This window comes from Bilifractor sp. LCP19S3_H10, assembly GCF_052119185.1.
GTDB lineage: Bacteria > Bacillota > Clostridia > Lachnospirales > Lachnospiraceae > Bilifractor.
Genome location: NZ_JBQKFT010000011.1, coordinates 68,801 through 94,107, shown reverse-complemented (window position 1 = coordinate 94,107; position 25,307 = coordinate 68,801). Strand labels below are relative to the sequence as shown.

General features: G+C 50.3%; 22 protein-coding genes and 2 tRNA genes. 22 read left to right on the top strand and 2 right to left on the bottom strand.

Annotation, left to right across the window (positions count from 1 at the left end; genetic code table 11):
• The first annotated feature begins 71 nt into the window (after nucleotides 1-71).
• The 13 genes from ACTQZS_RS09970 to ACTQZS_RS09910 all read left to right on the top strand — a co-directional run bounded on the left by ACTQZS_RS09970 (nucleotide 72) and on the right by ACTQZS_RS09910 (nucleotide 16,459).
• Entirely contained in the window at nucleotides 72-971 is a 900-nt protein-coding gene (locus tag ACTQZS_RS09970) for a cation diffusion facilitator family transporter (protein ID WP_441475666.1), read from the top strand.
• A gap of 496 nt (nucleotides 972-1,467) precedes the next feature.
• Entirely contained in the window at nucleotides 1,468-1,899 is a 432-nt protein-coding gene (gene mraZ, locus ACTQZS_RS09965) for a division/cell wall cluster transcriptional repressor MraZ (protein ID WP_441098926.1), read from the top strand.
• 22 nt (nucleotides 1,900-1,921) lie between these two features.
• Nucleotides 1,922-2,866, top strand: coding sequence for a 16S rRNA (cytosine(1402)-N(4))-methyltransferase RsmH (gene rsmH, locus ACTQZS_RS09960; protein ID WP_441475665.1), 945 nt, complete (start codon nucleotides 1,922-1,924; stop codon nucleotides 2,864-2,866).
• Nucleotides 2,867-2,891: 25 nt separating this feature from the next.
• Complete coding sequence (locus tag ACTQZS_RS09955; protein WP_441475664.1) at nucleotides 2,892-3,428, top strand: hypothetical protein; 537 nt, start codon at nucleotides 2,892-2,894, stop codon at nucleotides 3,426-3,428.
• Nucleotides 3,429-3,699: 271 nt separating this feature from the next.
• Entirely contained in the window at nucleotides 3,700-5,967 is a 2,268-nt protein-coding gene (locus ACTQZS_RS09950; RefSeq protein WP_441475663.1) for a peptidoglycan D,D-transpeptidase FtsI family protein, read from the top strand.
• A 156-nt stretch (nucleotides 5,968-6,123) separates the two neighbouring features.
• Entirely contained in the window at nucleotides 6,124-7,074 is a 951-nt protein-coding gene (gene mraY / locus ACTQZS_RS09945) for a phospho-N-acetylmuramoyl-pentapeptide-transferase (RefSeq protein WP_441475662.1), read from the top strand.
• Between the two features lie 94 nt (nucleotides 7,075-7,168).
• Entirely contained in the window at nucleotides 7,169-8,539 is a 1,371-nt protein-coding gene (gene murD / locus ACTQZS_RS09940) for a UDP-N-acetylmuramoyl-L-alanine--D-glutamate ligase (protein ID WP_441475661.1), read from the top strand.
• A gap of 11 nt (nucleotides 8,540-8,550) precedes the next feature.
• Nucleotides 8,551-10,203 carry a hypothetical protein gene (locus ACTQZS_RS09935; RefSeq protein ID WP_441475660.1) on the top strand — a complete coding sequence of 551 codons (1,653 nt, stop codon included), beginning with the start codon at nucleotides 8,551-8,553 and terminating at the stop codon, nucleotides 10,201-10,203.
• A 175-nt stretch (nucleotides 10,204-10,378) separates the two neighbouring features.
• On the top strand, nucleotides 10,379-11,557 hold the full coding sequence (gene ftsZ, locus ACTQZS_RS09930) for a cell division protein FtsZ (protein WP_441475682.1): 1,179 nt from the start codon (nucleotides 10,379-10,381) through the stop codon (nucleotides 11,555-11,557).
• 323 nt (nucleotides 11,558-11,880) lie between these two features.
• The gene (gene aroD, locus ACTQZS_RS09925) at nucleotides 11,881-13,137 is read left to right on the top strand and encodes a type I 3-dehydroquinate dehydratase (RefSeq protein ID WP_441475659.1); all 1,257 of its coding nucleotides are present in this window, start codon (nucleotides 11,881-11,883) and stop codon (nucleotides 13,135-13,137) included.
• Between the two features lie 221 nt (nucleotides 13,138-13,358).
• Entirely contained in the window at nucleotides 13,359-14,186 is an 828-nt protein-coding gene (locus ACTQZS_RS09920) for an FHA domain-containing protein (protein ID WP_441475658.1), read from the top strand.
• A 14-nt stretch (nucleotides 14,187-14,200) separates the two neighbouring features.
• Nucleotides 14,201-15,265 (top strand): AAA family ATPase, encoded by a 1,065-nt coding sequence (locus ACTQZS_RS09915; RefSeq protein WP_441475657.1) that lies wholly within the window; start codon nucleotides 14,201-14,203, stop codon nucleotides 15,263-15,265.
• Nucleotides 15,266-16,459, top strand: coding sequence for a GTP-binding protein (locus ACTQZS_RS09910; protein ID WP_441475656.1), 1,194 nt, complete (start codon nucleotides 15,266-15,268; stop codon nucleotides 16,457-16,459).
• A 257-nt stretch (nucleotides 16,460-16,716) separates the two neighbouring features.
• On the opposite strand, the gene ACTQZS_RS09905 is transcribed toward ACTQZS_RS09910, so the two are convergent.
• Nucleotides 16,717-16,790: transfer RNA gene (locus ACTQZS_RS09905), tRNA-Arg, on the bottom strand.
• Nucleotides 16,791-17,084: 294 nt separating this feature from the next.
• Here ACTQZS_RS09905 and ACTQZS_RS09900 point away from each other — a divergent pair.
• From ACTQZS_RS09900 to ACTQZS_RS09890, 3 genes are all read left to right on the top strand, one after another.
• The gene (locus ACTQZS_RS09900; RefSeq protein WP_441475655.1) at nucleotides 17,085-17,444 is read left to right on the top strand and encodes a metal-dependent transcriptional regulator; all 360 of its coding nucleotides are present in this window, start codon (nucleotides 17,085-17,087) and stop codon (nucleotides 17,442-17,444) included.
• 248 nt (nucleotides 17,445-17,692) lie between these two features.
• The gene (locus ACTQZS_RS09895; protein WP_441098765.1) at nucleotides 17,693-17,824 is read left to right on the top strand and encodes a hypothetical protein; all 132 of its coding nucleotides are present in this window, start codon (nucleotides 17,693-17,695) and stop codon (nucleotides 17,822-17,824) included.
• A 332-nt stretch (nucleotides 17,825-18,156) separates the two neighbouring features.
• Nucleotides 18,157-18,987 carry a glycerophosphodiester phosphodiesterase family protein gene (locus ACTQZS_RS09890; protein ID WP_441475654.1) on the top strand — a complete coding sequence of 277 codons (831 nt, stop codon included), beginning with the start codon at nucleotides 18,157-18,159 and terminating at the stop codon, nucleotides 18,985-18,987.
• Nucleotides 18,988-19,215: 228 nt separating this feature from the next.
• Here ACTQZS_RS09890 and ACTQZS_RS09885 read toward each other — a convergent pair whose 3' ends face one another.
• Entirely contained in the window at nucleotides 19,216-19,956 is a 741-nt protein-coding gene (locus ACTQZS_RS09885; protein ID WP_441475653.1) for a lysophospholipid acyltransferase family protein, read from the bottom strand.
• 314 nt (nucleotides 19,957-20,270) lie between these two features.
• On the opposite strand from ACTQZS_RS09885, the gene ispE reads away from it, so the two are divergent.
• The 6 genes from ispE (at nucleotide 20,271) to ACTQZS_RS09855 (ending at nucleotide 25,280) form a co-directional block, all read left to right on the top strand.
• Complete coding sequence (gene ispE, locus ACTQZS_RS09880) at nucleotides 20,271-21,155, top strand: 4-(cytidine 5'-diphospho)-2-C-methyl-D-erythritol kinase (protein WP_441475652.1); 885 nt, start codon at nucleotides 20,271-20,273, stop codon at nucleotides 21,153-21,155.
• 23 nt (nucleotides 21,156-21,178) lie between these two features.
• Nucleotides 21,179-21,826: a GntR family transcriptional regulator gene (locus ACTQZS_RS09875; protein WP_441475681.1), complete on the top strand. Its 648-nt coding sequence runs from the start codon at nucleotides 21,179-21,181 to the stop codon at nucleotides 21,824-21,826.
• A gap of 249 nt (nucleotides 21,827-22,075) precedes the next feature.
• A tRNA-Ala gene (locus ACTQZS_RS09870) sits at nucleotides 22,076-22,148 on the top strand.
• Nucleotides 22,149-22,331: 183 nt separating this feature from the next.
• Nucleotides 22,332-22,868, top strand: coding sequence for a hypothetical protein (locus ACTQZS_RS09865; protein WP_441475651.1), 537 nt, complete (start codon nucleotides 22,332-22,334; stop codon nucleotides 22,866-22,868).
• Between the two features lie 68 nt (nucleotides 22,869-22,936).
• Nucleotides 22,937-24,346 carry a uracil-xanthine permease family protein gene (locus ACTQZS_RS09860; RefSeq protein ID WP_441475650.1) on the top strand — a complete coding sequence of 470 codons (1,410 nt, stop codon included), beginning with the start codon at nucleotides 22,937-22,939 and terminating at the stop codon, nucleotides 24,344-24,346.
• A gap of 166 nt (nucleotides 24,347-24,512) precedes the next feature.
• Nucleotides 24,513-25,280, top strand: a complete 768-nt coding sequence (locus ACTQZS_RS09855; RefSeq protein ID WP_441475649.1) for an alpha/beta hydrolase — start codon at nucleotides 24,513-24,515, stop codon at nucleotides 25,278-25,280.
• The last annotated feature ends 27 nt before the right edge of the window (nucleotides 25,281-25,307 follow it).

Below are 25,307 nucleotides of genomic sequence, written 5' to 3'. Positions count from 1 at the left end.
CCCTGGAGCCTGAGATGCCGGTGATCGGTGAGCTGGTATAGTGAGCTGGTATAAATTGGAGACATCTGTGTATGCAGGAGAAAAAACTGAAAATTGAAAAGGTCGCGATGCGGATCTCTTTTATCGGGACAGTGGCATTTGCTGCCGCCGAGTTCCTGATTTTTCTGATCGCGGGTTCGAGAGCGGTTCTGATGGACTTTGTCTTCGATTTCGTCGACGTGATTCTCATCGGACCGCTGATGGTTCTGATTCCGTTTCTTTATAAGCCGGCATCGGAACGGCATCCGTACGGGTACGGACAGGTGGAGTCGCTGTTTATTATCATGAAGTACCTCGCTCTGGTAATTGTGGATATCGATCTTCTGTACGACAATATCCGCACAATAATCGGCGGAGGCCAGATGATCGATGCCGGTGCCGTCTTTCTGTATGAGATGATTTCGAGCATCGGCACGCTGGCGATGTGCCTGGTTCTGAAGCACCTCAGCCGCAAGTATGAGTCCATGATCATCGAGGCGGAGATCTACTCCTGGAAAATCTATGTATATACAAGTGCGGGACTTGCGCTGGCCTTTCTTCTGACTATTTTCCTGAAAAAAACGCCGTATGCATTTGTCACGCCCTACATGGATCCGGTGATTGCGTCGGTGATGGCGATTGTCCTGATCATCCGTCCGATTCGGGAAATTGCGGCGAATACCCGTAATCTTCTGCTGTTCTCGGCGCCGCCGGAGACCGTTGAGGAGGTACGTGCGGTAGCTGAGGAGGAGCTGCGGAAATATTCATGTGATATTAACTTCCTCGAGGTTATCCAGACCGGACGAAAGACATGGGTGGAGATTTACATTGACAGCGAGTCGGATGTTGTGGTTTTGCGTCATCTGCATCTGATTCGTGACGCGATTCGGGAGAAACTAAAGGATAAATTTGATCAGTACTATGTGGAGCTGATTCCGGATATTCCGAATTGATAAAAGAAGATGATGTGAGCTGATTCCTGATATTTCAAATTTGACAGTAGAAATTGATGCGAAGGAGGCATTGCCTTTAACAGAATTTCTCGGAGCGGCCGGAATCATAGCCGCATTGTAACAGGATGCCGTCATTGCTCCGGCGCATGGCACGATGTACAGGATTTCCGGCGGCTGATCATTGCTATCGCCTTCCGGGGCAATGTTCCGGCGCGCCGCTTCACTCACGGCAAGGCGGATGCTGACCGAAAGTGGCACATCCGCTACATCATGTGTCAGAGTCGACACGAAACACAAGATAGACCGGCCCTGTAACGGGGCCGGTTTTTTCACATAATTTTCGCGAAAATCGGTTGATTTTTAGGGGGAGCAAGACTAAAATGGGAACATAGGTGGTGATTTGTGGTGAATTGTGGTAGAAAAGGGAGACCAGAACGCTTCTTGGGGAGGAAGTGGAGGGCTCTCTGCCGCAGTCACGAATGAGGTTATTGTTTCTATGTTCATGGGTGAGTACAGCCATACAATTGATAGCAAAGGAAGACTGATCATCCCATCCAAGTTCAGGGAGGAGCTTGGGGAGAACTTTGTCCTGACAAGAGGATTGGATGGATGTCTGTCGATCTATCCGGCTGCATCGTGGAAAGCCTTCGAGAAGAAACTGGCCGAATTGCCACTTACAAGTAAAGATGCAAGAACCTTCACCCGTTTCTTTGTCAGCGGAGCAACAGGCTGTGAACTGGACAAGCAGGGGAGAATTCTCGTGCCGGGTACGCTGCGGGAATATGCAGGTCTGGAAAAGGATGTGATTCTGGCCGGGAACCTGGATCGCATTGAAGTCTGGAGCAAGGACCGGTGGGCGGATAACAACGATTACGAAGACATGGATGCCATTGCGAAGGGACTGCAGGATATTGGAGTGTCAATCTGAAGTCTGATGCAGGAGCTGGGATATGGAATTCAGTCATAAATCGGTATTGTTAAATGAGACCATCGAGAATCTGAATATTAAGCCTGACGGAATCTACGTGGACGGCACATTAGGGGGTGGCGGACACGCATTTGAAGTTTGCAAGCGTCTTACAGGTGGGGGAAGACTCATCGGGATTGATCAGGATGCTGACGCGATTGAGGCGGCCGGGAATCGTCTTATGGAATATAAGGATCGGGTAACGATTCTCCGGGGCAACTATCACGAGATGAAAAGCATGCTGACAGATCAGGGCATTGCCGGCGCAGACGGTATATTGCTGGATCTTGGTGTATCTTCGCACCAGCTGGATGATTCAAGCCGTGGATTTACCTACCGGGCAGACGCCCCACTGGACATGAGAATGGACCAGAGGCGTGAGCTTTCTGCTTATACGGTCGTAAACACCTACAGCAAAGAGCAGTTGTATCAAGTGATTCGTGATTATGGTGAGGAGAAATTTGCCGAGAATATCGCCAAACATATCTGTCTGGAGCGGGAGAAAAAACCGATCCGGACAACCGGAGAACTTGCCGGTATCATCAAGGCCTCTATTCCGGCCAGAATGAGAGCGACAGGCGGACATCCGGCGAAGCGGACGTTTCAGGCGATCCGTATAGAGGTTAACGGTGAACTTGATGTTCTGAAGGATTCGCTGGACAGCATGATCGGTCTGCTGAATGAGGGCGGAAGAATCTGTGTGATTACGTTTCATTCTCTGGAGGACCGCATCGTCAAGAACATTTTCAAAAGAAATGAAAACCCGTGTATCTGTCCTCCGCAGTTTCCGGTATGTGTATGCGGAAGAAAGTCAAAAGGTTTTGTTGTTACACGAAAGCCTATCGTTCCGTCGGTAGAAGAAATGGAAGAAAATCCTCGTTCGAAGAGTGCGAAGCTCAGGGTGTTCGAGAAGCGAAGCGCAGGATGATTTCCCTGAATACAGGATAGCAGGAATGGCCAGAAGAAATACGAAATCATATACAAATGCAAAACGAAGGGTAAATTCGATAAAATCGGGTTCGGCAAAGTACTACAGACTGCAGGAATCATATGAAGACGGTAATGCCGTCCGAAGTTTCGAGGAAGAAACAGAGGAGGACATTATTGAGGAGGTAAGGCCGAAGGTGAGTGAGCGGACGAAGAGCAACCGCGCCAGGGCGAAGAATATGAGCGCCGGATATGTTCTTTTTCTTTCCGCAGTATGTATCGTCACGGTTTTTCTCTGCATTCATTATCTGCAGCTCCGCTCTGATCTGACCAATCAGACAGAGGAAATCGCCTCGATGCAGAATGCGCTCAGTCAGCTTAAAGCGGATAATGACGCATATTACAAGGAAACCATGGCATCACTGTCGATGGATGATGTGAAAGATACGGCATTGAAGAAGCTGAATATGCATTACGCAACGGAATCCCAGATTCGGTATTACAGCGCAGAGGATGAGAGCTATGTGCGTCAGTACCAGAACTTATCTGAAGATGATGGCTGATTCGGATGAGCCGGGAGAGAAAAACGACTGCGAATCGCCGGTGGATCCGGGATGCTGAATGGAAAACGAGACAGGCAGACATTATTATGTTATAATTTCAGAACCATGTGAATTGATCTGAGAAGACGCGCCGCTGTCGTCAGACAGCGCGTATCCGCGGCTTCCCAGATTAGTTCATATGGTTCTGATGTTTTTTGTGCAGAAAAGTATATTTTGGGACTGATTTTCCCGGGAAAAGACAGATCTGTGCGCCTGAAAAAGGAGATTTGATTTGAGCAGAAGAACGAATCGAAGAGAACGTCTGGAGAAGAGAAAAGAGCGCCGTATGCGTCAGCGCCGGATCGGGCTCAGGACGAGCAGGAAGCTTATAGGCCTGTTCCTTCTGGTTGTTGTATGCCTGGCGGGGCTTGCCCTTCGGATTACCTATATCAATGCCTCTCAGGGCGAACGTTATGCGCGTATTGTGCAGACACAGGCACAGCAGCAGTACTCGAGCGCAACGATTCCTTATCGGAGAGGAGATATTACAGACCGGAACGGTACGATTCTGGCATCAAGTGAAAAGGAGTATAATGTCATACTGGATTGTAAGGTCGTGAATACCGAGGTGAGCGGCCTTGACGGGACTTCCAGTCAGACATATCTGGAGCCTACGGTAAAGGCGCTTGTCGATGTTCTGGGAATTGATGAGGCTTCGATTCGCAAGCTGCTTACAGATGATGCGACAAAGAACAGCCAGTATCAGATCCTGAAGACCGGATTGTCCATCACGGACAAACAGAAATTCGAAGAATATACGGATGTGACCAGCGAGGAAAACGCGAAGCTTACCGATGCAGAGAAAGAGGAAAGGGAAGACATCAAGGGAGTCTGGTTTGAAGAAAAGTATGTCCGGACGTATCCGCTGAATTCACTTGCCTGCGACACCATCGGCTTTACTTATGACGGCACAACCGCAGACTGGGGAATTGAAGGATACTACTCAGACATCCTCAACGGTGTTGACGGAAGACAGTATGGATATTACACCGATAACGCGGACGTGGAACAGTCTACCATTGCCGCGAAGGACGGGGATAATGTCGTATCCACGATCGATGTTAATGTCCAGCAGATTATCCGTGACGCGCTGGAAGCGTATGAGAATGAGCAGGCGGATAATGAAGAGAAGAATAATGGCGCAGAAAATGTCGGTGTCGTTGTGATGGACCCGAACACCGGAGAAGTTCTGGGACTGGATTCCGATAAATGGTATGACCTGAATAACCCGCGTGATCTGACTCCTTTCTATTCCGAGAAAGAAATCAAGAAGATGAGCAATGACGATATGATGGATGCTCTGAGCAGTCTGTGGCAGAACTTTACCATATCAAATGCTTTTGAGCCGGGATCGGTTTACAAGCCGATCACTGTCGCGGAGGGATACACGACCGGAGTTCTGAATGATAATTCCACCTTTATCTGCGACGGGGGACAGCAGGTGGCCGATAAATATATTGCCTGCGAGGGCACTCATGGGCAGGTTACGGTTGACGAGGCAGTGAAGTATTCCTGCAACGATGCTCTGATGCAGATCGGCGCATTGATTGGCGAGAAGAATTTCCTGAAATACGACAACATCTTTAATTTCGGCATGAAGACTGGCATTGATCTTCCCGGGGAGAGCTCGGGCCTTCTGTTTGACGCGGATACCATGGGACCGGTGGAGCTGGCAACTTCATCTTTCGGGCAGGGATTTACCGTGACAATGATACAGGAGGCCGCTGCGATCTCCGCAGCCATCAACGGCGGCTATTATTATAAACCGCACGTCGTTAAGCAGATCACGGATGAAAATGGTGCTGTGGTTCAGACCATCAACCCGGTTCTCGAGAGACGGACGAATACCGAGGCGGTGAGCGAGAAGGTGCGGGAGGCTATGGGTACGGTAATGGAGTATGGCGGAACCGGCTATGTGGCAAAAATCCCGGGCTACAGTATGGGAGGAAAAACAGGAACCGCAGAGAAGCTTCCACGGGGCAACAACAAGTATATTCTTTCCTTTATCGGATTTGCGCCTCTTAATGATCCGAAGGTTGTGGTCTATGTCACGGTTGATGAACCGAACGCGGAAAATCAGGAATCTTCATGTTACGCCGAAAGCATTGCCCGGAACATCTTCACAGAGCTTCTTCCATATATGAATATCTTCCCGGATGAAGACGGTTATACGGCTTCTGATGTGGATACTGGTTTTGTGACAAGCGAACAGATGATTGACAAAGCATTTTCCATCGGTGAGAACGGCCCGATTTACACGGTGACAGATGCTTCATCGTCCGGAGACGACGGGTCTTCCGGGAATGCTGACACGGGTTCTTCTACAACCGAGGCAGGAAACACCGTAACCGGCAATGATACAACCGTTGGAACAGCGCAGGATGGAACGGATTTGCCGACCGTGGATATCGGGTCGGAGGATACCGAGAGCGGGAACGATTACTTTACCGATGGCGTCAGCAATGAGGACCTTTCAAATTATCTGTCGGAGAATCAGTGATGGAATATATCCTGCAGACGGTTGACAGGATGCGCAAATTATGTAATAAATGTGTACGGCACAGGGTCTGCGAAAAGCAGACCGGGGTGTTAACTGACCGGGCTTTTTCAGGGCACCGGTCAGTTATCATATGAAATCAGGAGTGGGAGACAAGCGATGAAATGGATTGAATTTTTACCGGTATTTATTGCGTTTCTGGTGACTGCGGTCTGCACAGGACTGCTGATTCCTTTTTTAAATCGTAAAAAGGTAGATCAGACAGAGCGGAAGGAGGGCGTGGCATCTCATCTGAAGAAGGCGGGAACGCCGACGATGGGCGGCATTGCAATCATAGCGGGAATTCTTGTTGTGGCACTTCTGTATTTTCGGTTGGAGCCCGCTATTGTGCCGATCATGATACTGACATTTGGATTCGGTCTGGTAGGCTTTCTGGATGATTTTCTGAAGGTGGTACTTCACCGGTCCGACGGCCTGATTGCATGGCAGAAACTGCTTCTTGAAATTGTGGTGACCGCGGTCTTTCTGTATGTGATGGTACATGTCTACGGTGTTTCCCTGTCAATGCTCGTCCCGTTCAACACAGCGGCATCCGTCGATTTCGGGGCGTTCAGTATCCCGTTTGCGTTTCTTGTGATTCTCGCGACGGTGAACGGTGTAAACTTCACCGACGGTCTGGACGGGCTTGCATCCTCCGTCACGATTGTGGTTGCACTGTTCTTCTCGGTATCGTCGATGATGCTTTCCGGCGGAATCACGCCCGTTACCTTTGCTGTGGTCGGCTCTCTGATGGGATTCCTTCTGTTCAACGCTTATCCGGCGAAGATCTTCATGGGAGATACCGGATCTCTGGCGCTGGGCGGCTTTGTTGCCGGGAGCGCATATATGATGAAGATGCCACTGTACATTCCGATTGTCGGATTTATCTATGCTTTTGAGCTGGTGTCTGTAGCGCTTCAGGTAACGTATTTCAAGTTGACCCACGGAAAGCGGATCTTCAAGATGACGCCCATTCACCATCACTTTGAGCTTTGCGGATGGTCTGAGACCAGGATTGTGACAACCTTCACGATTATTACGGCTCTGCTCTGCCTCCTCGCCACAAAGTAATACGGCGAGTCAGGGGCAGCACAGAATTTATCAGAGGTAAATATCCAGGCTCCGGAAACGGGACCGTCATTTCAGAATAGGAAGGGACATGGACATGGAGTTAAAGGGAAAGAAAGTACTAGTATTCGGATCCGGAAAAAGTGGTATCGGCGCAGCGCATCTGCTTCTGGCAAGGGGAGCGGTGCCGGTGATCTACGATGGCAATGAGAAAGCTGACCGGAAGGAGATTCTGGATAATGTTGGCCGGGATGTGGAGATCATTCTCGGCAGTCTTCCGGATGAGAAGGCGAAACAGATTGATCTTGTGGTCATGAGCCCGGGAGTTCCCTGCGACATACCGGTTGTACAGGATTTTTACGCGAGAGGAATTCCGGTCTGGGGAGAGATCGAGCTTGCTTACAGGATCGGCAGGGGAAAGGTGCTCGCTGTCACAGGAACGAATGGAAAGACGACAACGGTAACGCTTCTGGGCGAGATTATGAAGGATTATTTCCCTGAGGTCTATGTAGTCGGAAATATCGGGACACCCTATACGGACGTGGTCCTCGGGCAGAGCGAGAATGCGTGGACGGTGGCGGAAGTCAGCAGTTTCCAGCTGGAGACCATCGACAGTTTTCATCCGGTTGCATCGGCGATTACAAATATTACGGAGGATCACCTGAACCGGCATCATACGATGACGGAATATATTCGATGCAAGGAGCGGATTGCGGAAAATCAGACCGGGGAAGATATCTGCGTTCTAAATTATGAGGACGATATACTTCGTGAATTCGGCAGCAAGGTTAGAGCAAAGGTGATCTATTTTTCCAGCCGCAGAGTTCTGAAACATGGAATATATCTGGACGGCGGTACGATTTACATCGCGGATGGCAAGGAAAAGCTTCCGGTAGTCCGGACAGATGATCTTCAGCTTCTCGGTCTTCATAACTTTGAAAACATCATGGTTGCTGTTGCCATGGCGTATCACGCGGGTGTACCTGTGGAGAGTATCCGTAAGACGGTATGTGCTTTCAAGGGAGTTGAACATCGCATAGAGTATGTGGCCGAGGTAAACGGCGTAAGATACTATAACGATTCTAAGGGCACGAATCCGGATGCTGCCATTAAGGGAATTCAGGCGATGAACCGGCCGACCTGTCTGATCGGGGGAGGTTTCGACAAGGAGCTGGCTTTTGATGAATGGATCAAGGCGTTTGACGGTAAAGTAAAGTTTCTCGCACTGATCGGACAGACAAGAGAAAAGATCGCAGAGACGGCAGTGCGGCTCGGCTTCCCGAAGAAGAATATTGCTTTCTTCGATAACCTGGAGGAGGCGACGAAGGCTTGCGCGGAACATGCGGTTCCCGGAGATGCCGTTCTGCTCTCTCCGGCGTGTGCGAGCTGGGGCCAGTTTGACAATTACGAGCAGCGTGGAGATATGTTCAAACAGTACGTCAGAAGCATGTGCGGATGCCACGAATAAAGGAGTTCGTTTTGGATCAGGAAAAAAGAGGACATCAGGAAAAGAAAAAACGGGAGAGGATCCGGAGGAAAAAACTGCGGATTATCCTTGCGGCTGTCGGAGGCCTTCTGGTGTGCTTCGTGATTTTCATCGGCGTATTTTATGTTCCGGATCAAAATGCGGAAGTGACAGGGAGTTCGCGGTATACGGAAAAAGAGATCAGGGAGATGGTGTTCGGAGGCTTCGCGGATCGGAATTCTCTGTATCTGTGCTATGTGAGAAAGACGATTAAGCCTGAAAACGCACCGTTCATCTCATCTATACATGTGGAATACATGGGCCACAGCAGTGTCAGGCTCGCGGTAAATGAAAATTCTCCTGTTGGATATATTCAACAGGACGGAATCAACTATTATTTCGACGCAAACGGAATCGTGCTGGAGGCGGTTAAGGACGATAATCCAACGTCTGACGAGGAGGAGACAGAGTCCGTGGTGTCTTCGTCATCGGTTTCGGCTTCGTCTGTTTCTTCCTCTTCGGTTTCTTCATCCGGCACGCAGAAGACCGATTACAAGTCGCTCGGCCTTACGGCGACGCTGGTGGATCTCAACGGCGACGGCGTTCCCGAGACAGATGCGGATGGAAACTGGCTGGTGGACACTGATAGCGACGGGATGGTTGATCAGACAACTTCTGGTGTCGGACTGATTGATATTGACGGCGACGGCGTTCCGGATATCACACAGACAGACTACGACAATGCTAAGACGGCAAAAGAAGAGGAGAAAAAGCAGAAAGCCCAGACATCTGGGGCGGCAGCTGCAGCAGATTCCTCTGCGAACCGGACGGAGAATGGATCAAATGCACTTCAGGCTGTTTCATCCGGGTCTTCCGAACCTGCTGGCGATTCTTCCGCTGACACAGAGTATCATCCGGCATTGACGGATGTAACAAGGATTATCGGACTAACCGATAAGAAACTGACCGTTGGAAAGGCCGTTCCGGTTTCAGACAATAGCGTCTTTTCTACAATTCAGGCCTTGAGCCGGCTGATCAGCAAATTTGACATCAGACCGGACAAGATCGCGTTTGACAATGACCAGAATATTACCTTGTATTACAACGATGGAAAGGTGAAGATCCTTCTGGGAAAGGATACCCTTCTGGAGGACAAAATGTCGAAGGCTGCAGCGATTTTGCCTCAGCTTTCGGGAATGGAGGGAACGCTTCATCTTGAGACCTATACGGAGGATACGGTAAATATCATCTTTGATACGACGGAGACGGGGAAGAATTCCTCCGACAGTTCCGGAAGTACGGGAACAGTGACTGCTTCCGGAAATACGGCAGATGCTGGCAATACGACCGCTGAGGGAACCGACACTGCGGACGAAAACGGCGGAACGGCAGATACGTACACTGCGGGCGGAGACGGAAGCACGAATGCCGCATATGGAGACGCAGACACAGGGAATGCGGGCGGAGACGGGAGCACGGATGCCACATATGGTGAAACAGACACCGATGGCACCGGCGGAGCTGGAGACACGGACGCCGCATATGGAGACACAGACACAGGGAATGCGGGCGGAGACGGGAGCACGGATACCGCATATGAAAATGAAAACACCTATGACGACGGGACAGACGGAACGGCGGATGGCTATGGCGGAGCTGCATACTGATGACTGTGGCTGCCTACGTTTTTTTGAAAAAGTGTTGAATATTTCCTGCGAAGACTATATTATAGGAAGTGTGTTGTTTTCTTTGATTATAAGGAATGAGGGAAGATAAATAATTGGCAGAAGACCTGCTTCAGGTTTCTGGTCAGATAAAGGAGGAAGCATTTTGTTAGAGATTATGACGAACGAGGCTGAATCTTCAGCAAAGATTGTGGTAATTGGTGTCGGAGGCGCCGGCAACAATGCCGTAAACAGAATGGTAGACGAGTCCATCGGAGGGGTGGAATTCGTTGGAATCAATACAGATAAGCAGGCACTGACACTTTGCAAGGCACCGACTGTTCTGCAGATCGGCGAGAAGGTTACAAAGGGACTCGGAGCAGGAGCAAAGCCTGAGGTAGGACAGAAGGCTGCAGAGGAGAGTGCGGACGAGATCAAGAAGCTCGTGGAAGGCGCCGACATGGTATTCGTCACCTGCGGTATGGGCGGCGGAACCGGAACCGGTGCTGCTCCGGTGGTTGCAAGTCTGGCAAAAGAAGCCGGATGCCTGACAGTCGGTGTGGTTACCAAGCCGTTCCGTTTTGAAGCAAAGCAGCGGATGACAAATGCTCTTTCCGGTATCGACAGACTGAAGCAGAATGTAGACACATTGATTGTGATCCCGAATGATAAGCTTCTCGAGATCGTGGATCGCCGCACGACTATGCCGGAGGCACTGAAGAAGGCGGATGAGGTGCTTCAGGAGGCAGTACAGGGCATTACGGATCTGATTAATGTACCCGCGCTGATCAACCTCGACTTCGCGGATGTACAGACGGTTATGAAGGACAAGGGGATGGCGCATATCGGAATCGGTGCTTCCAAGGGCGATGACAAAGCACTTGAGGCGGTTCAGGAGGCAGTTCAGTCCCCGCTTCTTGAGACAACGATTGAGGGCGCTTCCAATGTCATCATCAATATCTCAGGAGATATCAGCCTGATGGATGCCAATGACGCTGCCAGCTATGTACAGAATCTCGCCGGTGACGACGCAAATATTATCTTCGGCGCGATGTATGACGACTCCACGCCGGATACCTGCAAGATCACGGTGATTGCGACCGGACTGGATGATGCATCTGCCAGAGTAGCAAATGTAAAGGACGCAGAGGCGGAGAAAATCGAGAAGACAGAGCCGACGATCCTCGGTTCCTCGCAGAACCGCAGAAGCGGAGCCGCAGCTAAGACTGCACCTTCCTATTCCATGCCGAGCTTCACGATTCCAAAGCAGACCGCTGCACCAACCACGTCGAGACCGACAGCCCCGAAGACACCGAAGAAGGATATCCAGATTCCGGATTTCCTCCAGAAGCACTGAGATAGGGAGCGAAGAGAGGCGCATTTTTCCTCCGCAGGGAATAAGGATATTTTTCCGGTTCCTGCATGGAAGGAAGATTTGTGTCTGATTCAGGAGAAGAACGACAGATCTCAGAGATACCAAATGGGATCATAATTATCGAATTAGATAAATAATTAAGAGATTTTACAGCCCGGAACCTATCCGGGCTGTTTTAGACTGCAGATATTATCGTCGAGGTTCTGCCGCGATAGCAGGAAGTCCGGCGATTCAGGGGCAAAGGAGAAGATATGTGGTTCACAAGACGAAGAAAAAGAAATACATTTTTAGGAAGAAAGAACAGGATGGCAGAAGGCCAGAATACTGTGGATGAAAAGGAATCGACGGCAGGACGTGATGAGGAAAGTCTGTCGTGCGGGAATTCTGCGGAAATGAACCTGGAGAAAAAAACACCCGAAGAGTATTCGGAGAACGTGAAGCCGTCAGAAGAAATGAACGTGACAGCGGAAGAACCTGCGGACCATGAGCCTGCGGAGGCTGAGAGCGAACGGCAGAAAGAGGGCGAAAATATCCGGTCTGTAGATGATGAGAATGGGCTGCACGGAGAAAACAAGAATGGGCTGCACGGAGAAAACAAGAATGAGCTGCCCGGGGAGAACGAGAATACGCTGTCCGGAGAGAAGAGCGTAGAGAAGACAGATGATCCTGAAGCGGAGAAAGACGCGGATGTGCGATCGGATCATAGGGGACAGGAAATGAGACGAAATAAAGTTCACGAGAAAAAACAGCGTTCACTCTATGAGTGGCGCCGTGAAAAGCCTGCAAAATCGCCGAAGCCGTTGAAGGCAGTCAAGAAACCGGTGCATCTGAAGAACGGAGTGATTCTGGGAGAGGGACTGCCGAAAATCTGTGTTCCGCTAACCGGGACAGGAAAGGATGAACTGGAAGCACAGGCACGAGAAGCCGCTGCGGCGTCTCCAGATCTTGTGGAATGGCGTGCCGATTATTTCGAGGACCTTGGAGACGTGGAGAAGGTGGCGGAAGTGCTTGTGTCTCTACAGGAAATTCTGGGTGAGACTCCGATTCTCTTCACCATCCGCACGAAGAGAGAGGGAGGCAATGGACAGCTGACGCCGGAAGAATACCGGTCACTGCTTCTGTATGCGGCCGGGCGTCCGGAAGTTTCTCTGGTTGATATTGAGGGACTGAATCCGGAGATCAATACAGAACTCCTGATTTCCGAGGTTCATCAGCTGGGGATGCCGGTAATCGCGTCCTGGCACAACTTTAGCAGAACACCCAAAAAACCGGAGCTGGGACTTGTGTTTGACAGACTGTCACGAACCGGGGCGGATGTGCTGAAGGTGGCAGTCATGCCAAAGAAGGCAAAGGATGTGCTGCGGCTTATGAGTGTTACCGAGGAGAAGAACCGTCAGTTCCCGAGTCCGCTCGTGACGATGGCAATGGGAGACCTTGGGAGACTCAGCCGCGTGAGCGGAAGAATTACCGGATCAGCGATGACCTTCGGAATCGTCGGAGATGCATCCGCGCCGGGACAGCTTCCGGTCGAGGAGCTCCGGGAGATGCTCAGGGCTATCTGATAAACAGAGTATTCGTTTCGGGATGGTTTCAATACACCCGCAAGGCCGGAAACGCTGCGAATGACAGCATTTTATTTCCGGCGTTTTCGGAGCGTTTCGCTGGTGTTTTCGGAGCGTTTCGCTGGCAGTTGTATAATTTTGTGAACTGATGTACAATGACTCTGGCTGATATCTGAGGAGGGGCGGAAAACAGCTGAAATCTTACAGACAGAGGATGTAGTATGAGGGATTTTTTGATTAATTCAGAAGAACTGCTCGATACGAGGGCCCTTGCCTTTGTGAATGGACAGGGAGCAGACTACGGATTGTTTCCGTGCTTCTGGATTCATTATAACGAACGAATCAAGCTGGCTTTTTTCCCGGAACGTTACAGAACGCTCGGGGAGGCGACGCAGGATATGGATCTCAACGAGGTGACAAAGGCGGCTCAGGCGCTGCTTGAGAGAGTGAGTGCTCTGTCAGAGCATGAGGAAATTTCACTGGAGAATGTCATCTGGGATACGGACAGCATTTATCTGGATGACGGAGGACAGGTGTATCTGATCTGCCTTCCGGCAACCATCCCTGAGGAGTCCAGGCATAGCGGTATCTATATGAAGCGGCTCTATTCCCTGATAGAAGATCTGGTATCGGATCGCGATGGCGGTGAATTTGTCTGCAGGCAGATCGCCTATCAGAAGCAGCAGAATTTCGGCGACTGGAAGAGCCTTTCCACTGCTTTGGAGCAGCGGTCTCCGGCTGAGCTCGACAACGAAAGTCTCACATTGAAGAGCATTAACACACCGCATCCGCTTACCTTTATCATCCGACAGGAAAAGTTCCGGATCGGGACAGATCCGGGGGAGGCGGACGGACTGATCACAGATGTGGATACAGTCAGTCCGGTTCACGCGATTATCGGTTGGAATGGCATCAATTATTATGTCAGTGATATGAACAGCGAAAATGGCACATATATCAATGATCAGAAGATTGCCCCGAATACGGAGATTCCGATTGGTGAAGGTACTGTTATTCGTTTCGCGGATTATACATTTAACGTAGAGTGAGGGCCACAGTGATTATGGAAGGTAAAAAACCGCAGCTGATCATAATAGACACCGATTCAGGATTTCTCAAACGGTATGAGGAGGATATCATCAGACGGTATTCTGTGAATGCCGAGGTTCAGGTTATCACGGATCCGGGATTTGTGGATGCCTACTTTTCGACGGAGCAGAACCCGGATCTGATGCTGATCGATGAGGCTTCCTATGGAGACGGCAGTCAATTTGAGGGGCATTCGATCGGCAAGATCTATTTGCTTGTTCCGGAGGTCGAAATGACAAAAACATATCCGGACAATGTGACGGTTCTGGTTGAGTTCATGCCTAAGGAAGAGATTTTCGAGAAGATCGATATGGCCCTTTGGTCAGAAGATGAGGCGGAATCTGCCGCACAGGCGGAGGATGAGACGCCGGCTCCGAAGCAGACAAGGGTGGTTGCCGTTTATTCTCCGATCGGGGGATGCGGGAAAAGCCTCGTGTGTGTGGCCCTTGCAAGAAAACTTAAGATGCTGGACCAGAAGGTGCTTCTGGTCGGATGTGATGACACACAGAGCCTGTCCGTATATCTTCCAGGAGAGAATTACGCCTCTCCGGAGCTGGCGGAAAAGCTGATTCACCCTGACGAAGATACCTACTGGACGATTCTTCAGAACATCAAGACGGATGTCGTTTCGTATCTGCTTCCGTTTGAAAAATCCCTGGGGATGATGAATATCGGCCTGGAGGAATTCGATGTTCTGATTCACACGCTTGTGGAGAAGCAGGATTTTGATTTTATTATTCTGGATATGGGGACCCGTCTCACCCGGGAGATCACGGAGAGGCTGAATAAGATAAAGGCATTGATTCTGCTGACCGAGGCAAATGTTCTGGCAAACCGTAAAATGCAGAAACTGCTGAAAAACAGCGAGCTTCTGCCAAAATGCCAGTGCATGATCATCGCAAACGAGTATCAGTCGGATGACACCAGGGTGCTGAGGGATAAGGTTTTCGGGACTATCTCACCTTACCCGAACTGGGAAAAGGCACTGGAGGATCCGGTTTTCTACCGGCTTGCGCTGGCTCTGGAGGAGAGTGTGTAGATGCAGGTTAAGATCGATCTGATCACCGGCCTTCTTGGTTCCGGGAAGACGACGTTTATTATCCGGTATGTGCAGAAGTTTCTGCGAGAGGGAAAGCGTGTCTGCATTCTGGCGAATGACTATGGGGCAATCAGTGTGGACAGAGCGCTGTTGACGGAGGCTTTGGGAGAGGCATGCGATGTGGAGATGGTCACGGCCGGAGATTGGGATTGTTACCGCAGACGGTTTCGGACGAAGCTGATTTCCATGGGCATGCTTGGCTATGACAGAGTCATTGTGGAGCCGTCCGGAATTTTTGATACGGATGATTTTTTTAACATTCTCAATGACAGCCCGATCGACAGATGGTATTCGCTGGGGAATATTCTGTGCATGGTGGACGCGCATATACCGGAGCGCCCGGATGACACGTGGAAGTATCTGTTCACTTCGGAAGCGGCAAATGCCGGCCTTCTGGTTGTATCCAGAGCGCAGGAGATTCCCGGGTTTCCGTCTGTTAAGACATCGGAGGAAATCTGCAGCAGTATTCTCAGCCTGCTGGATGAGGGATCGGAGAAATACAGATTGAACAGAATTTTCCGGCGGGAGGATATCCTCGTTGCTGACTGGGAGCGGCTTAGCGATGAAGACTGGAGAAGGATTCTGGAAGCGGGGCATCGGAGAGGGGATATGGTTAAGCTTCCGACGGCAGAAGACGGCAGCTATCAGACCCTTTTCTATTATCACATTTCCAGACCTGTCCAGGATGTTCGCTTGCTTATTACCGGCCTGTTTACCAATGAGAAAAAATACGGAAGAGTCATCCGCGTCAAGGGATTTTTCCGCGCGCCAGGGCTGAATAAACCGGCCGGATCCTCCGGCTTAGAGAAGAATGACCGTTGTGAAGATGACCATTGCAGGGATGATTATTGTGATGACAGCAGTCGTGCGGATAGCGGTTGTTCGGATGGCAGATGCGCGGATGGCAGATGCGCGGATGGCAGTCGTGCGGATAGCGGTTGTTCGGATGGCAGTTGCGCGGATGACGGTTCTGAGGATAGCTGGTATGAGATTAACGCGACTGCGGAGCACGCGGAGGTCAAGCCGACATCCTTCCGGAAAGAAGTGATGATTATCGTAGGAGAGCATCTGAAGGGCACGGAGGTCGGACTGGCCTTCGGGGAGACCAGAAGTGTCACATACTATGATGTATGATACATGATATGTGAGATGCATCATGAGATACATGACGTGCGGGACACATGATGTGCGGGATATATAAAAATATATGAGAGATAAGGGAAAAGAGCCTGCCTGAGAGATAAGGGAAAAGAGCCTGCCGGCGATCGGGCAACAGGGCTCTTTTTTGTGTGCGGTGAAAAGGAAAGGAACACGCAAAAGGGTTCACAGGTGTTCCGTGATACAAAAAGGCTTCCGATCTCTTCAGAAATCGGAAGCCTTTTCGTTTGTAGCGTGTGATAGAGGATTCGAACCCCCGGCCTTTTGGTCCGTAGCCAAACGCTCTATCCAGCTGAGCTAATCACACACGGCTGTTTTTCAACCAGCGATGATTATCTTAACGCATACGAATTGTTTTGTCAATAGATAAATTAAAAAAACATAATCTTTTATTGACAACAGATATGGAGAATTATAAACTTTACAGAGGTTAATGGCATCTAATACATATACGAGCTAACAAATATATATTCGAATATATTATACTTTGTACAGGACATTTACCATTGATTCGACACCATTATAAGACCAATATGACACCATATGTTTTGCTGATCAGCAAACCGCACTGCCGGTTGTTGTTTTCGATGGAGGAGAAGGGATGATTACAGATGCGATGCAGGGCTACTTATACACAATCCTGAAGCTTGAGGAGGACCGGGAGGAGGTGCGTTCCATAGATATTGCGAACGTATTGAAATTCTCCAGAGCCAGTGTTCACAATATGCTCCAGCAGCTGGAGGGAGAAGGGCTGATTCATATCTCGCCCCGAAAGAAAATATCTCTGTCTGATTCAGGACGCTCCATTGCCTGCGCGTATTGTGACCGGATTACATTTTTGTGTAAGATGCTGACAGACGCGGGAATAGAACCGGAGGAGGCACAGCAGGAGGCGAGAGCAATGGCGCGTTGTCTGAGCGAAGCATCCTACAAGGCACTCAGTCAATGCGACCGCAAATGAGAAGTATTTGTCATCTCTTCGAAGTACAGTATGTGGTGTTGTCTTAAGTGTGTGGTTTATTGCATGACGGTTTACCGAATGCAATTCTGTTCACAGCTGATCCTGCTGCAGAGATCAGGGAAATCTGCATTACTTGCATATCTGTGTACAACTAATGTCTGGGTTGACAAACAGGAAATGAGCTTGTAACACTGCGGAGAATTTCAGACGCTCTGGTCAAAAGGATCAACCGTAACTACAGGAAGATTATGGTATTCAATACCTTGCTGATCATTCTGGGTGTGACAGGAGTTATGATGCCCGGGACAACAGCTGCCCTTCACAATATGTCGACAGTTGCGATCGCACTGTCGAGTATGACGGACCTTCTGGACAAATAAGTGCTCTGACACGGACAAGCTTCTGTGGGGCCTGAATCCTGTACATGTAATAGGAATAAGTCCCGGCGGCACGGGACGGGCTGAAAAATGACCGGTATTTCTTTGATTTTGGAGATGCCTGTGTTATACTGTATAAAACCGTTGTCCAGCAGGTGGCCTTTGGGCATGCGAAGCATGCACGGAAGCTGCGAAGCAGCGAAGTGACGCGGGGACTTGTACAGTTTGTAGCACGATTTATCGTATGGGCGTTTACTGAGCAGGTAAATGAAAAATTCCGAAACCGGAGAGATACCGGCACAGAATACATACAGAAAAGCCTGGAGGGTGTTGCTATGGGTAAGACATTTAAGAAGGTGGCAGGTGTCTGCATCGGCACAGTTGCTGCGTGGACGTTTGCGGTGAAACCGAGAATCTGGAACAAACCGGATATCAGCGAAATCCGCCGTTATGATTATGCGAGAAGAGGGTACCGGGGAGAGGATGGCAGGATTCCGGAGAACAGCATGGCGGCGATCCGCGCTGCCATTGATCACGGCTATGGTCTGAACCTCGACGTGAGACTGACTCGTGACGGGGTGCCTGTTGTTTTTGCAGACTCCAGACTGGAGCGGATGACGGGAATAGAAGGCTCTGTGGAGAACAGTGTCCTGGACGAACTGAAGGAACTGAAACTTGGAGATTCAGAGGAGGAGATTCCGACGCTGGAGGAGGCTCTCCACGAGATCGATGGTCAGGTTCCGGTACTGCTGAATATCCATACGGAGGAAGACAATTACAATGCCATATCGGATCAGGTGTGTGAGGTTGTAGATGCCTATGAGGGCGTATTTGCAATTGAATCGATCGATGTGAGAGTGCTGAGGTGGTATCGGAAGCAGCGCGGGGAGTACATCCGCGGACAGATTTCGGATTTTAATCACAGAAGCGGCTCCTCCTTTATGAATCTTCTGTTCGACATCCTTACAAGCTGTCTTCTGATGAATTTCCTGACGGCGCCGGACTACATCTCTACCAATATTGATTCACGCAATAATCCGAGCATCTGGCTGTGCCGACTCGTTTATCGCGTACCGAGAATGGACCGCACTGTCCGCTCGCTGGAGGATTATGAGCTGGTGAAGACAGATGGATCAACGGTTGTGTTTGAAGATATTCAGCCATAAGGCCGGTGGCGGAAACCGGACATGAAAAATCCATGGGGTTCTTTGAAGAAAGAATTCCATGGACTTTTTAGCGTGAATAAGTTATCTTTTGAATATGACATCTTTATCGTGGACAGGAAATCCTGTTCGGCGGTCAGCTCAGAGGAGAGTGATATTCCGGCAGACCGCCATCAGGCGGCCGGCTCAGAGGAGAATGGTATTCCGTCAGATCGCCATCAGGCGGCCGGCCTACAGGAGGCTGGCATTGCGCTCGAGGGTCTGCGTCATGATCTTCCGGGTGTATTCACCGACATGCTTCTTCTCTTCACGGGATAGAGTCGCGGGATCGATCGGCTTTCCGAATTCGATGATGACATGTGTGGCCTTCAGCCAGGGAAAATGCCGCTCGAAGATGTTGACGGAGTTGGAAATGGACACCGGAATGATCGGCGCGCCGCTCTTCGTTGCTACACGGAAGCTTCCTTCGTGAAATTCCAGGAGAGGCGTGTCTGACTCCGCCTTGTTCCGGGTACCTTCTGGGAAAATAAAGACGAATTTGCCGGATTTGACCTGTGCGATTGCATCGAGAATTACCTGCATTCCCTGTTTCAGATCATTCCGGTTCAGGAAGAAGCAGTAGATGTAGCGCATCCAGATGTTGAAAATCGGTACTTTCTCGATTGAATCCTTGGCGATGTATCCGCCCATGGTTTTCATAAACGGATAAGTTATGATGACATCATAGATACTGCGGTGGTTGCCGATGAAGACGGCGCCGCGGTCATCCGGAATATTTTCCTGTCCGATAGCGGTGATGCGGATGCCGGCGAGCACGCAGAGTACGCGAAACGCCCACCGGATCATGACCTGAGAAATCCGGCCTGCTTTTTCGGGATCTTTTCGATGAATGAGGGTTATGATTCCGAGCACAGGAAGTGTCAGAATCAGGTAAAGAACAGCAAATAATATCGAGATAAGTGAACGCAGCATATAATTTCCCCCGTTTTTCTGCTGATTGGAATTGTGCATGAAATGCTCCCCGGTTATGAAAACGATGGAACAGAACATGAAATGCTTCCGGCTATGAAGCTGATGAAACAGATCATCGTACGCTATTGATTATAAAATTGCGCAGAGGCTACTGCAAGCAGTAATCAGACAATTAACACATTTTTATTTACGCGAACAGTGAGCCGCAGCCGAATGCGAAGCATTCGTGTGCGGCGAGCGTCGCGATAGCGAGATAAAACTCGCGCAGAGTGTTTTATCTCGTTGGGAATCTGTCACACAGGGATGGAGCAGCCATGGAATTAAAAGCAAGAGCAAAGATTAATCTGAGTCTGGATGTTGTCGGAAGGCGTCCGGACGGCTATCATCTGGTCCGGATGGTGATGCAGACGGTCGACGTCTGCGATACACTGGTTTTGCAGAAAAAGGATTCTGCAGGGATTTCGCTTGCGTGCGATGTACCAGGAGTGCCGGCGGACAGCAGGAATCTGGCCTGGAAGGCGGCAGAGCTTCTGATGCAGGAATTCGGGGTCAGAGATGGTGTCAGCATTCTTCTGAAAAAAAGAATTCCGTCTGCGGCAGGCCTCGCCGGCGGGAGCGCTGATGCAGCCTGTGTTCTGAAAGGAGTGAATGAGCTGTTCGGATTCGGGCTGACGGAAGAGGAGCTCTGCAGAAGAGCCGTGAAACTCGGCGCGGATGTGCCTTATTGTATTATGGGAGGTACGGCTCTTTCCGAGGGAATCGGGGAGGTGCTGACGAAACTGCCGCCCGTTCCGGATTGCCGGATCTTGCTTGCGAAGCCGGAGGACAGCGTTCCGACGGGACAGGTATATCATGACCTGGATCTGCTGGAGAGCTATCCCCATCCGGATGTGGACGGACAGATCCGCGCGATCCGAGAGGGAGACTTGGACGGGATCGTCCGCACGATGGGAAATGTTCTGGAGCTGGTGACGATACCGCACCATCCGGCTGTCGCAGAGCTGATTCAGATTATGGAAAGAAACGGGGCAGAGGGAGCAAGAATGAGCGGAAGCGGACCGACCGTTTTCGGAATCTTCCGGCGGGAAGAGGATGCCCGGATGGCGTACGAAGAACTTGAGAAGAGCGGACTGGCGAAGGATGTTTTTCTGACAAGGCCATATCCGGTGACAGATACCATGCAGGAGGTTTATGCGTGAAGACAGATAAACTGGTACAGACGATGAGTGAATACGAGGGGATGCCTCTTCGGGATGTCGTTTTTCAGACGCTGCGAAAGGGAATTCTCCGGGGCGATCTGAAACCGGGAGAGCGGCTGATGGAGATTCAGCTCGCCAACCGGCTGGGCGTGAGCCGGACTCCGATCCGGGAAGCTATCCGCATGCTGGAACTGGAGGGCCTGGTATACAATATACCGAGAAGGGGCGCACAGGTAGCAAGGATCACGGAGCAGGATCTGAGGGATGTTCTGGAGGTGCGCCTCGGTCTCGAGGAGATGGCGGTTGATCTCGCACTGGAGCGGATTACGCCTGAGGGACTGGACCGGCTTTATCAGGCAAGCCGGAACTTTGAGAAAATGATTGGAAAGGCCGGGGTCACAGAGCTTGCGCGCGCCGATGAGGACTTCCATGCCATCATCTATGAGGCGACCGGCAATCGAAGACTGATCCAGCTGATCAGCAACCTGCGTGAGCAGATGTACCGCTATCGTGTCGAATACCTGAAGGATGAGAGCAATCGGAACACGCTGATCCGGGAGCACGATGAGCTCTGGAAGAGCCTGAAGGATAAGGACAAGGAGTCCGCGGAGCAGTATATGCGGCGGCACATCGAGCGGCAGATGAAGAATATTCAGAGCAACATACAGTGAGCAAACGGATGCGACAGAGTTATACTGCAGATGAAGAATATTCAGAGCAACATACAGTGAGCACACGGATGCGACAGCACTATACTGCAGATGATATCGACTGCCGAATGCTCTGCGCGGCGGAATATTGAGAAGACAACCGGTGAAGGATTCTGGGTTAACAGAATAAAAATATCGATGCTTAGAATTAAAAAAATTACTTGAAAATCATTGCACGAAGGTTTATTATAGACAATGGTTTCACAAAGAGGGGCATTAGCGCAGTTGGGAGCGCGCCACATTCGCATTGTGGAGGTCGTGAGTTCGAATCTCATATGCTCCAGACAGCCGGAAATCCTTTGTTTTCAAGGGTTTCCGGCTTTTTTTGGTGCCAATGTTAAATTTTCGTGTGGCGTTTTTCTGTACATATGGAATTCAAAATGGTATCATATTTGTTTAGTGAGTACATGAATCATCAGTGAATGTACAGTTGGAATTTACAAATTAGTAAAGGTGAGGTTATCCGTTGAAGCATTTTGTGAATAAATACCAATACGGTCCAAAGGAAGTGGAGGAGTCGATGGGAGCATGGTGGCTCAGAAAATATCGGATTCCTCTGGTCGCGCTTCTGGCAATGTTTCTGGTTTTTGCGGTGTGTGCGGCAGTGACCGGTAATGCAGTCTGGCTGGTTCCCGGTCTGACCGGTATCTTCGGCTTTCTGATGTTTATCGTCAGAGAGCGGCAGGCGGTTGGGCGTGAGAAAGAAAACATTGTGCGGACCTATCATATGAGCGATCCGTTTATGCGTGTCGAGATTGATCATGAGATCCGCACCGTCGTCAGCAATACCAGAAATTCCATACCGCTCGCGGGAGTTGAGGGAGTAATTGTCACAAAAAATATGATTGTGCTTCAGCTCAGTCACGATATGTCCCTCGGACTGAAAAAAGATTCCTTTGAACGGGGAACGGCAGAAGAGTGTCTTGCTTTCATGAAGGAGCAGGTGGAGAAGAACCGGAAAGACCGGAAGGAGTTCTCACGAAAGAAGAAAAACAAAAAATAGCAGACCTGCTTAAACCGCGCTGCAACTGGTTAATCAGATCAGAGTGAAGAATATGAGGAGGGAAACACATGAGACTGGTTTATGATGTTGAGGAAAGGCCACCGTTCCGAAAGAATGTGATTTACGCGTTTCAGCAGCTGCTGGCGATCATTGCGGCGACGCTTCTGGTTCCGACCCTTGTCAATCTGGGGACGAAGGGAGCAACGGAGGTTGTGATGAGCCAGCCGGCGGCGCTGTTCGGGGCAGGAGTCGGAACGCTGATCTATGTGCTCTGCACACAGAAAAAGAGCCCGATTTTTCTCGGAAGCTCTTTCGCATTTATCAATCCGCTGATCGGTGCCTGCACCTTCGGCTATCTCGGGATCTTTCTTGGCGCTGTCTTTGCGGGTCTGGTATACGTGGTGATCGCACTGATCATCGCGAAGGTTGGAACCGGATGGGTAGACCGTCTGATGCCGCCCGTGATCATCGGACCTACCGTCGCGCTGATCGGACTGTCCCTGTGCGGCTCGGCGGTGAATAATCTGCAGAGCAACGCGGCAGGAGAATACAATCTGATCGCGATCTTCTGCGGGCTCTGCGCTTTCTTCACGACGATTGTGGTATCTGTCCGGGGCGGAAGATCGATTCGAATGATCCCATTTATTATCGGTATCCTTGTGGGGTATGTTCTGGCATCTGTCTTCACCCTGATTGGTTATGCGGCAGGGATCGAATATCTGAAGATCGTGGACTACTCGGCGCTGATCGATAATTTCCGCACACTTTCCGTAAACAGCTTTTTCAGTGTGCCGAATTTCACATTCCTCGGAATTTTCCATAATGGCGCGGACGCGATGAAGGGAGTCGCTGGCGTGCTTCAGGTTCTTCTGCTGTTCGGACCGGTAGCGCTTGTTGTATTTGCCGAACATATCGCGGACCATGAGAACCTCGGATCCGTCATTCGAAGAGACCTGATCCGTGATCCCGGCCTTCACCGGACTCTTATGGGAGACGGACTTGGAACAATTATCGGATCATTCTTCGGAGGGTGCCCGAACACGAGTTACGGAGAGGCCATCGGATGTGTCGCGATCTCGGGAGATGCTTCTGTGTCCACCATCATTCTTACCTCCTGCATGGCGATTGTACTTTCTTTCTTCTCGCCGTTTGTGGCCTTTGTCAATACGATTCCGGTCTGCGTCATCGGCGGTATCTGCATTGCGCTTTACGGATTCATCGCGGTCAGCGGTCTCCGTATGATTCAGACCGTGGACCTGAATGACAACCGTAATCTTTATGTTGTCAGCGCAATTCTGGTGCTGGGAATCGGAGGACTCATCCTTGATCTGAAATATGTGCAGATTACAAGCATTGCCACCGCTCTTATCGTCGGGATTCTTGTCAACCTGCTGATGCACAAAGGGAAAAGCCCTGAGGAAGAGGAGGAAGAGCAGGAGAAGAAATATCAGTATGATAAGAATGAGAAGCTCTTTTGATTTACGCGAACAGTGAGCCGCAGCCGAATGCGAAGTATTCGTGTGCGGCGAGCGTCGCGATAGCGAGATAAAACTCGCGCAGCGTGTTTTATCTCGTTTTGACTGAACGCAAAATGAAGCTGTCACGTGGGTAAACCCTGCGCGGCAGCTTTTTCAGGAGGAAGAAATGAAATTTGCAGTTATTTTTCCGGGAATCGGATATCATTGTGATAAACCGCTGCTCTATTATTCTTCGAAAATTGCGAAGAATCTGGGAATGCAGATCGTGAAAGTCTGCTTCCATGATCTTTCCGGAAAGAAAGATCTGATCGGCAATGAGGAGAAAATGGAGGGCGTTTATAAAATCGCGAGAGATCAGGCGGAAGATATTCTGGGAGAAATGGAATGGGACAGGGCGGATGAACTGGTATTCCTGTCGAAAAGCCTCGGAACAGCGGTTGCGGCTTCCTATGCGCGGGACCATGGCCTGAGCGTACGCCATGTCTATTACACTCCGGTTGCCGGTACTTTTCATTTTATGGAGAAAGCATCCGGGATTGCCTTTCACGGAACAGGTGATCCATGGGTTGAGACGGAGGTTGTGCGGCAGGGATGCAGGGAGAAGATGGTTCCCCTGTACATCACAGAGGGCGCGAATCATTCTCTGGAGACCGGTGATGTGATGGCGGACCTGCAAAACATGCGGAGCATCATGGAGAAGACACGTGGATATCTGGCCACGGAGGAGAGGATCTTCCGGATCCTCCGGATTTCGGAGGCGGACTATGGATGCGAGGAACTGCCGGAGAATACGGATGTCCCGGTATCCGTTCTGCTTGAGGATGCTTCTGGCATGGAAATGAGCATCACCGCAGGGGATGAGGAGCTGTACGGGAAGGATCTGAATGCCGGAGACCTTGCGTTTGTCCGGAACGGAAAACTGTTTCATGTATAAGAAGTGTCAGGAGACTGGACGGAAGCT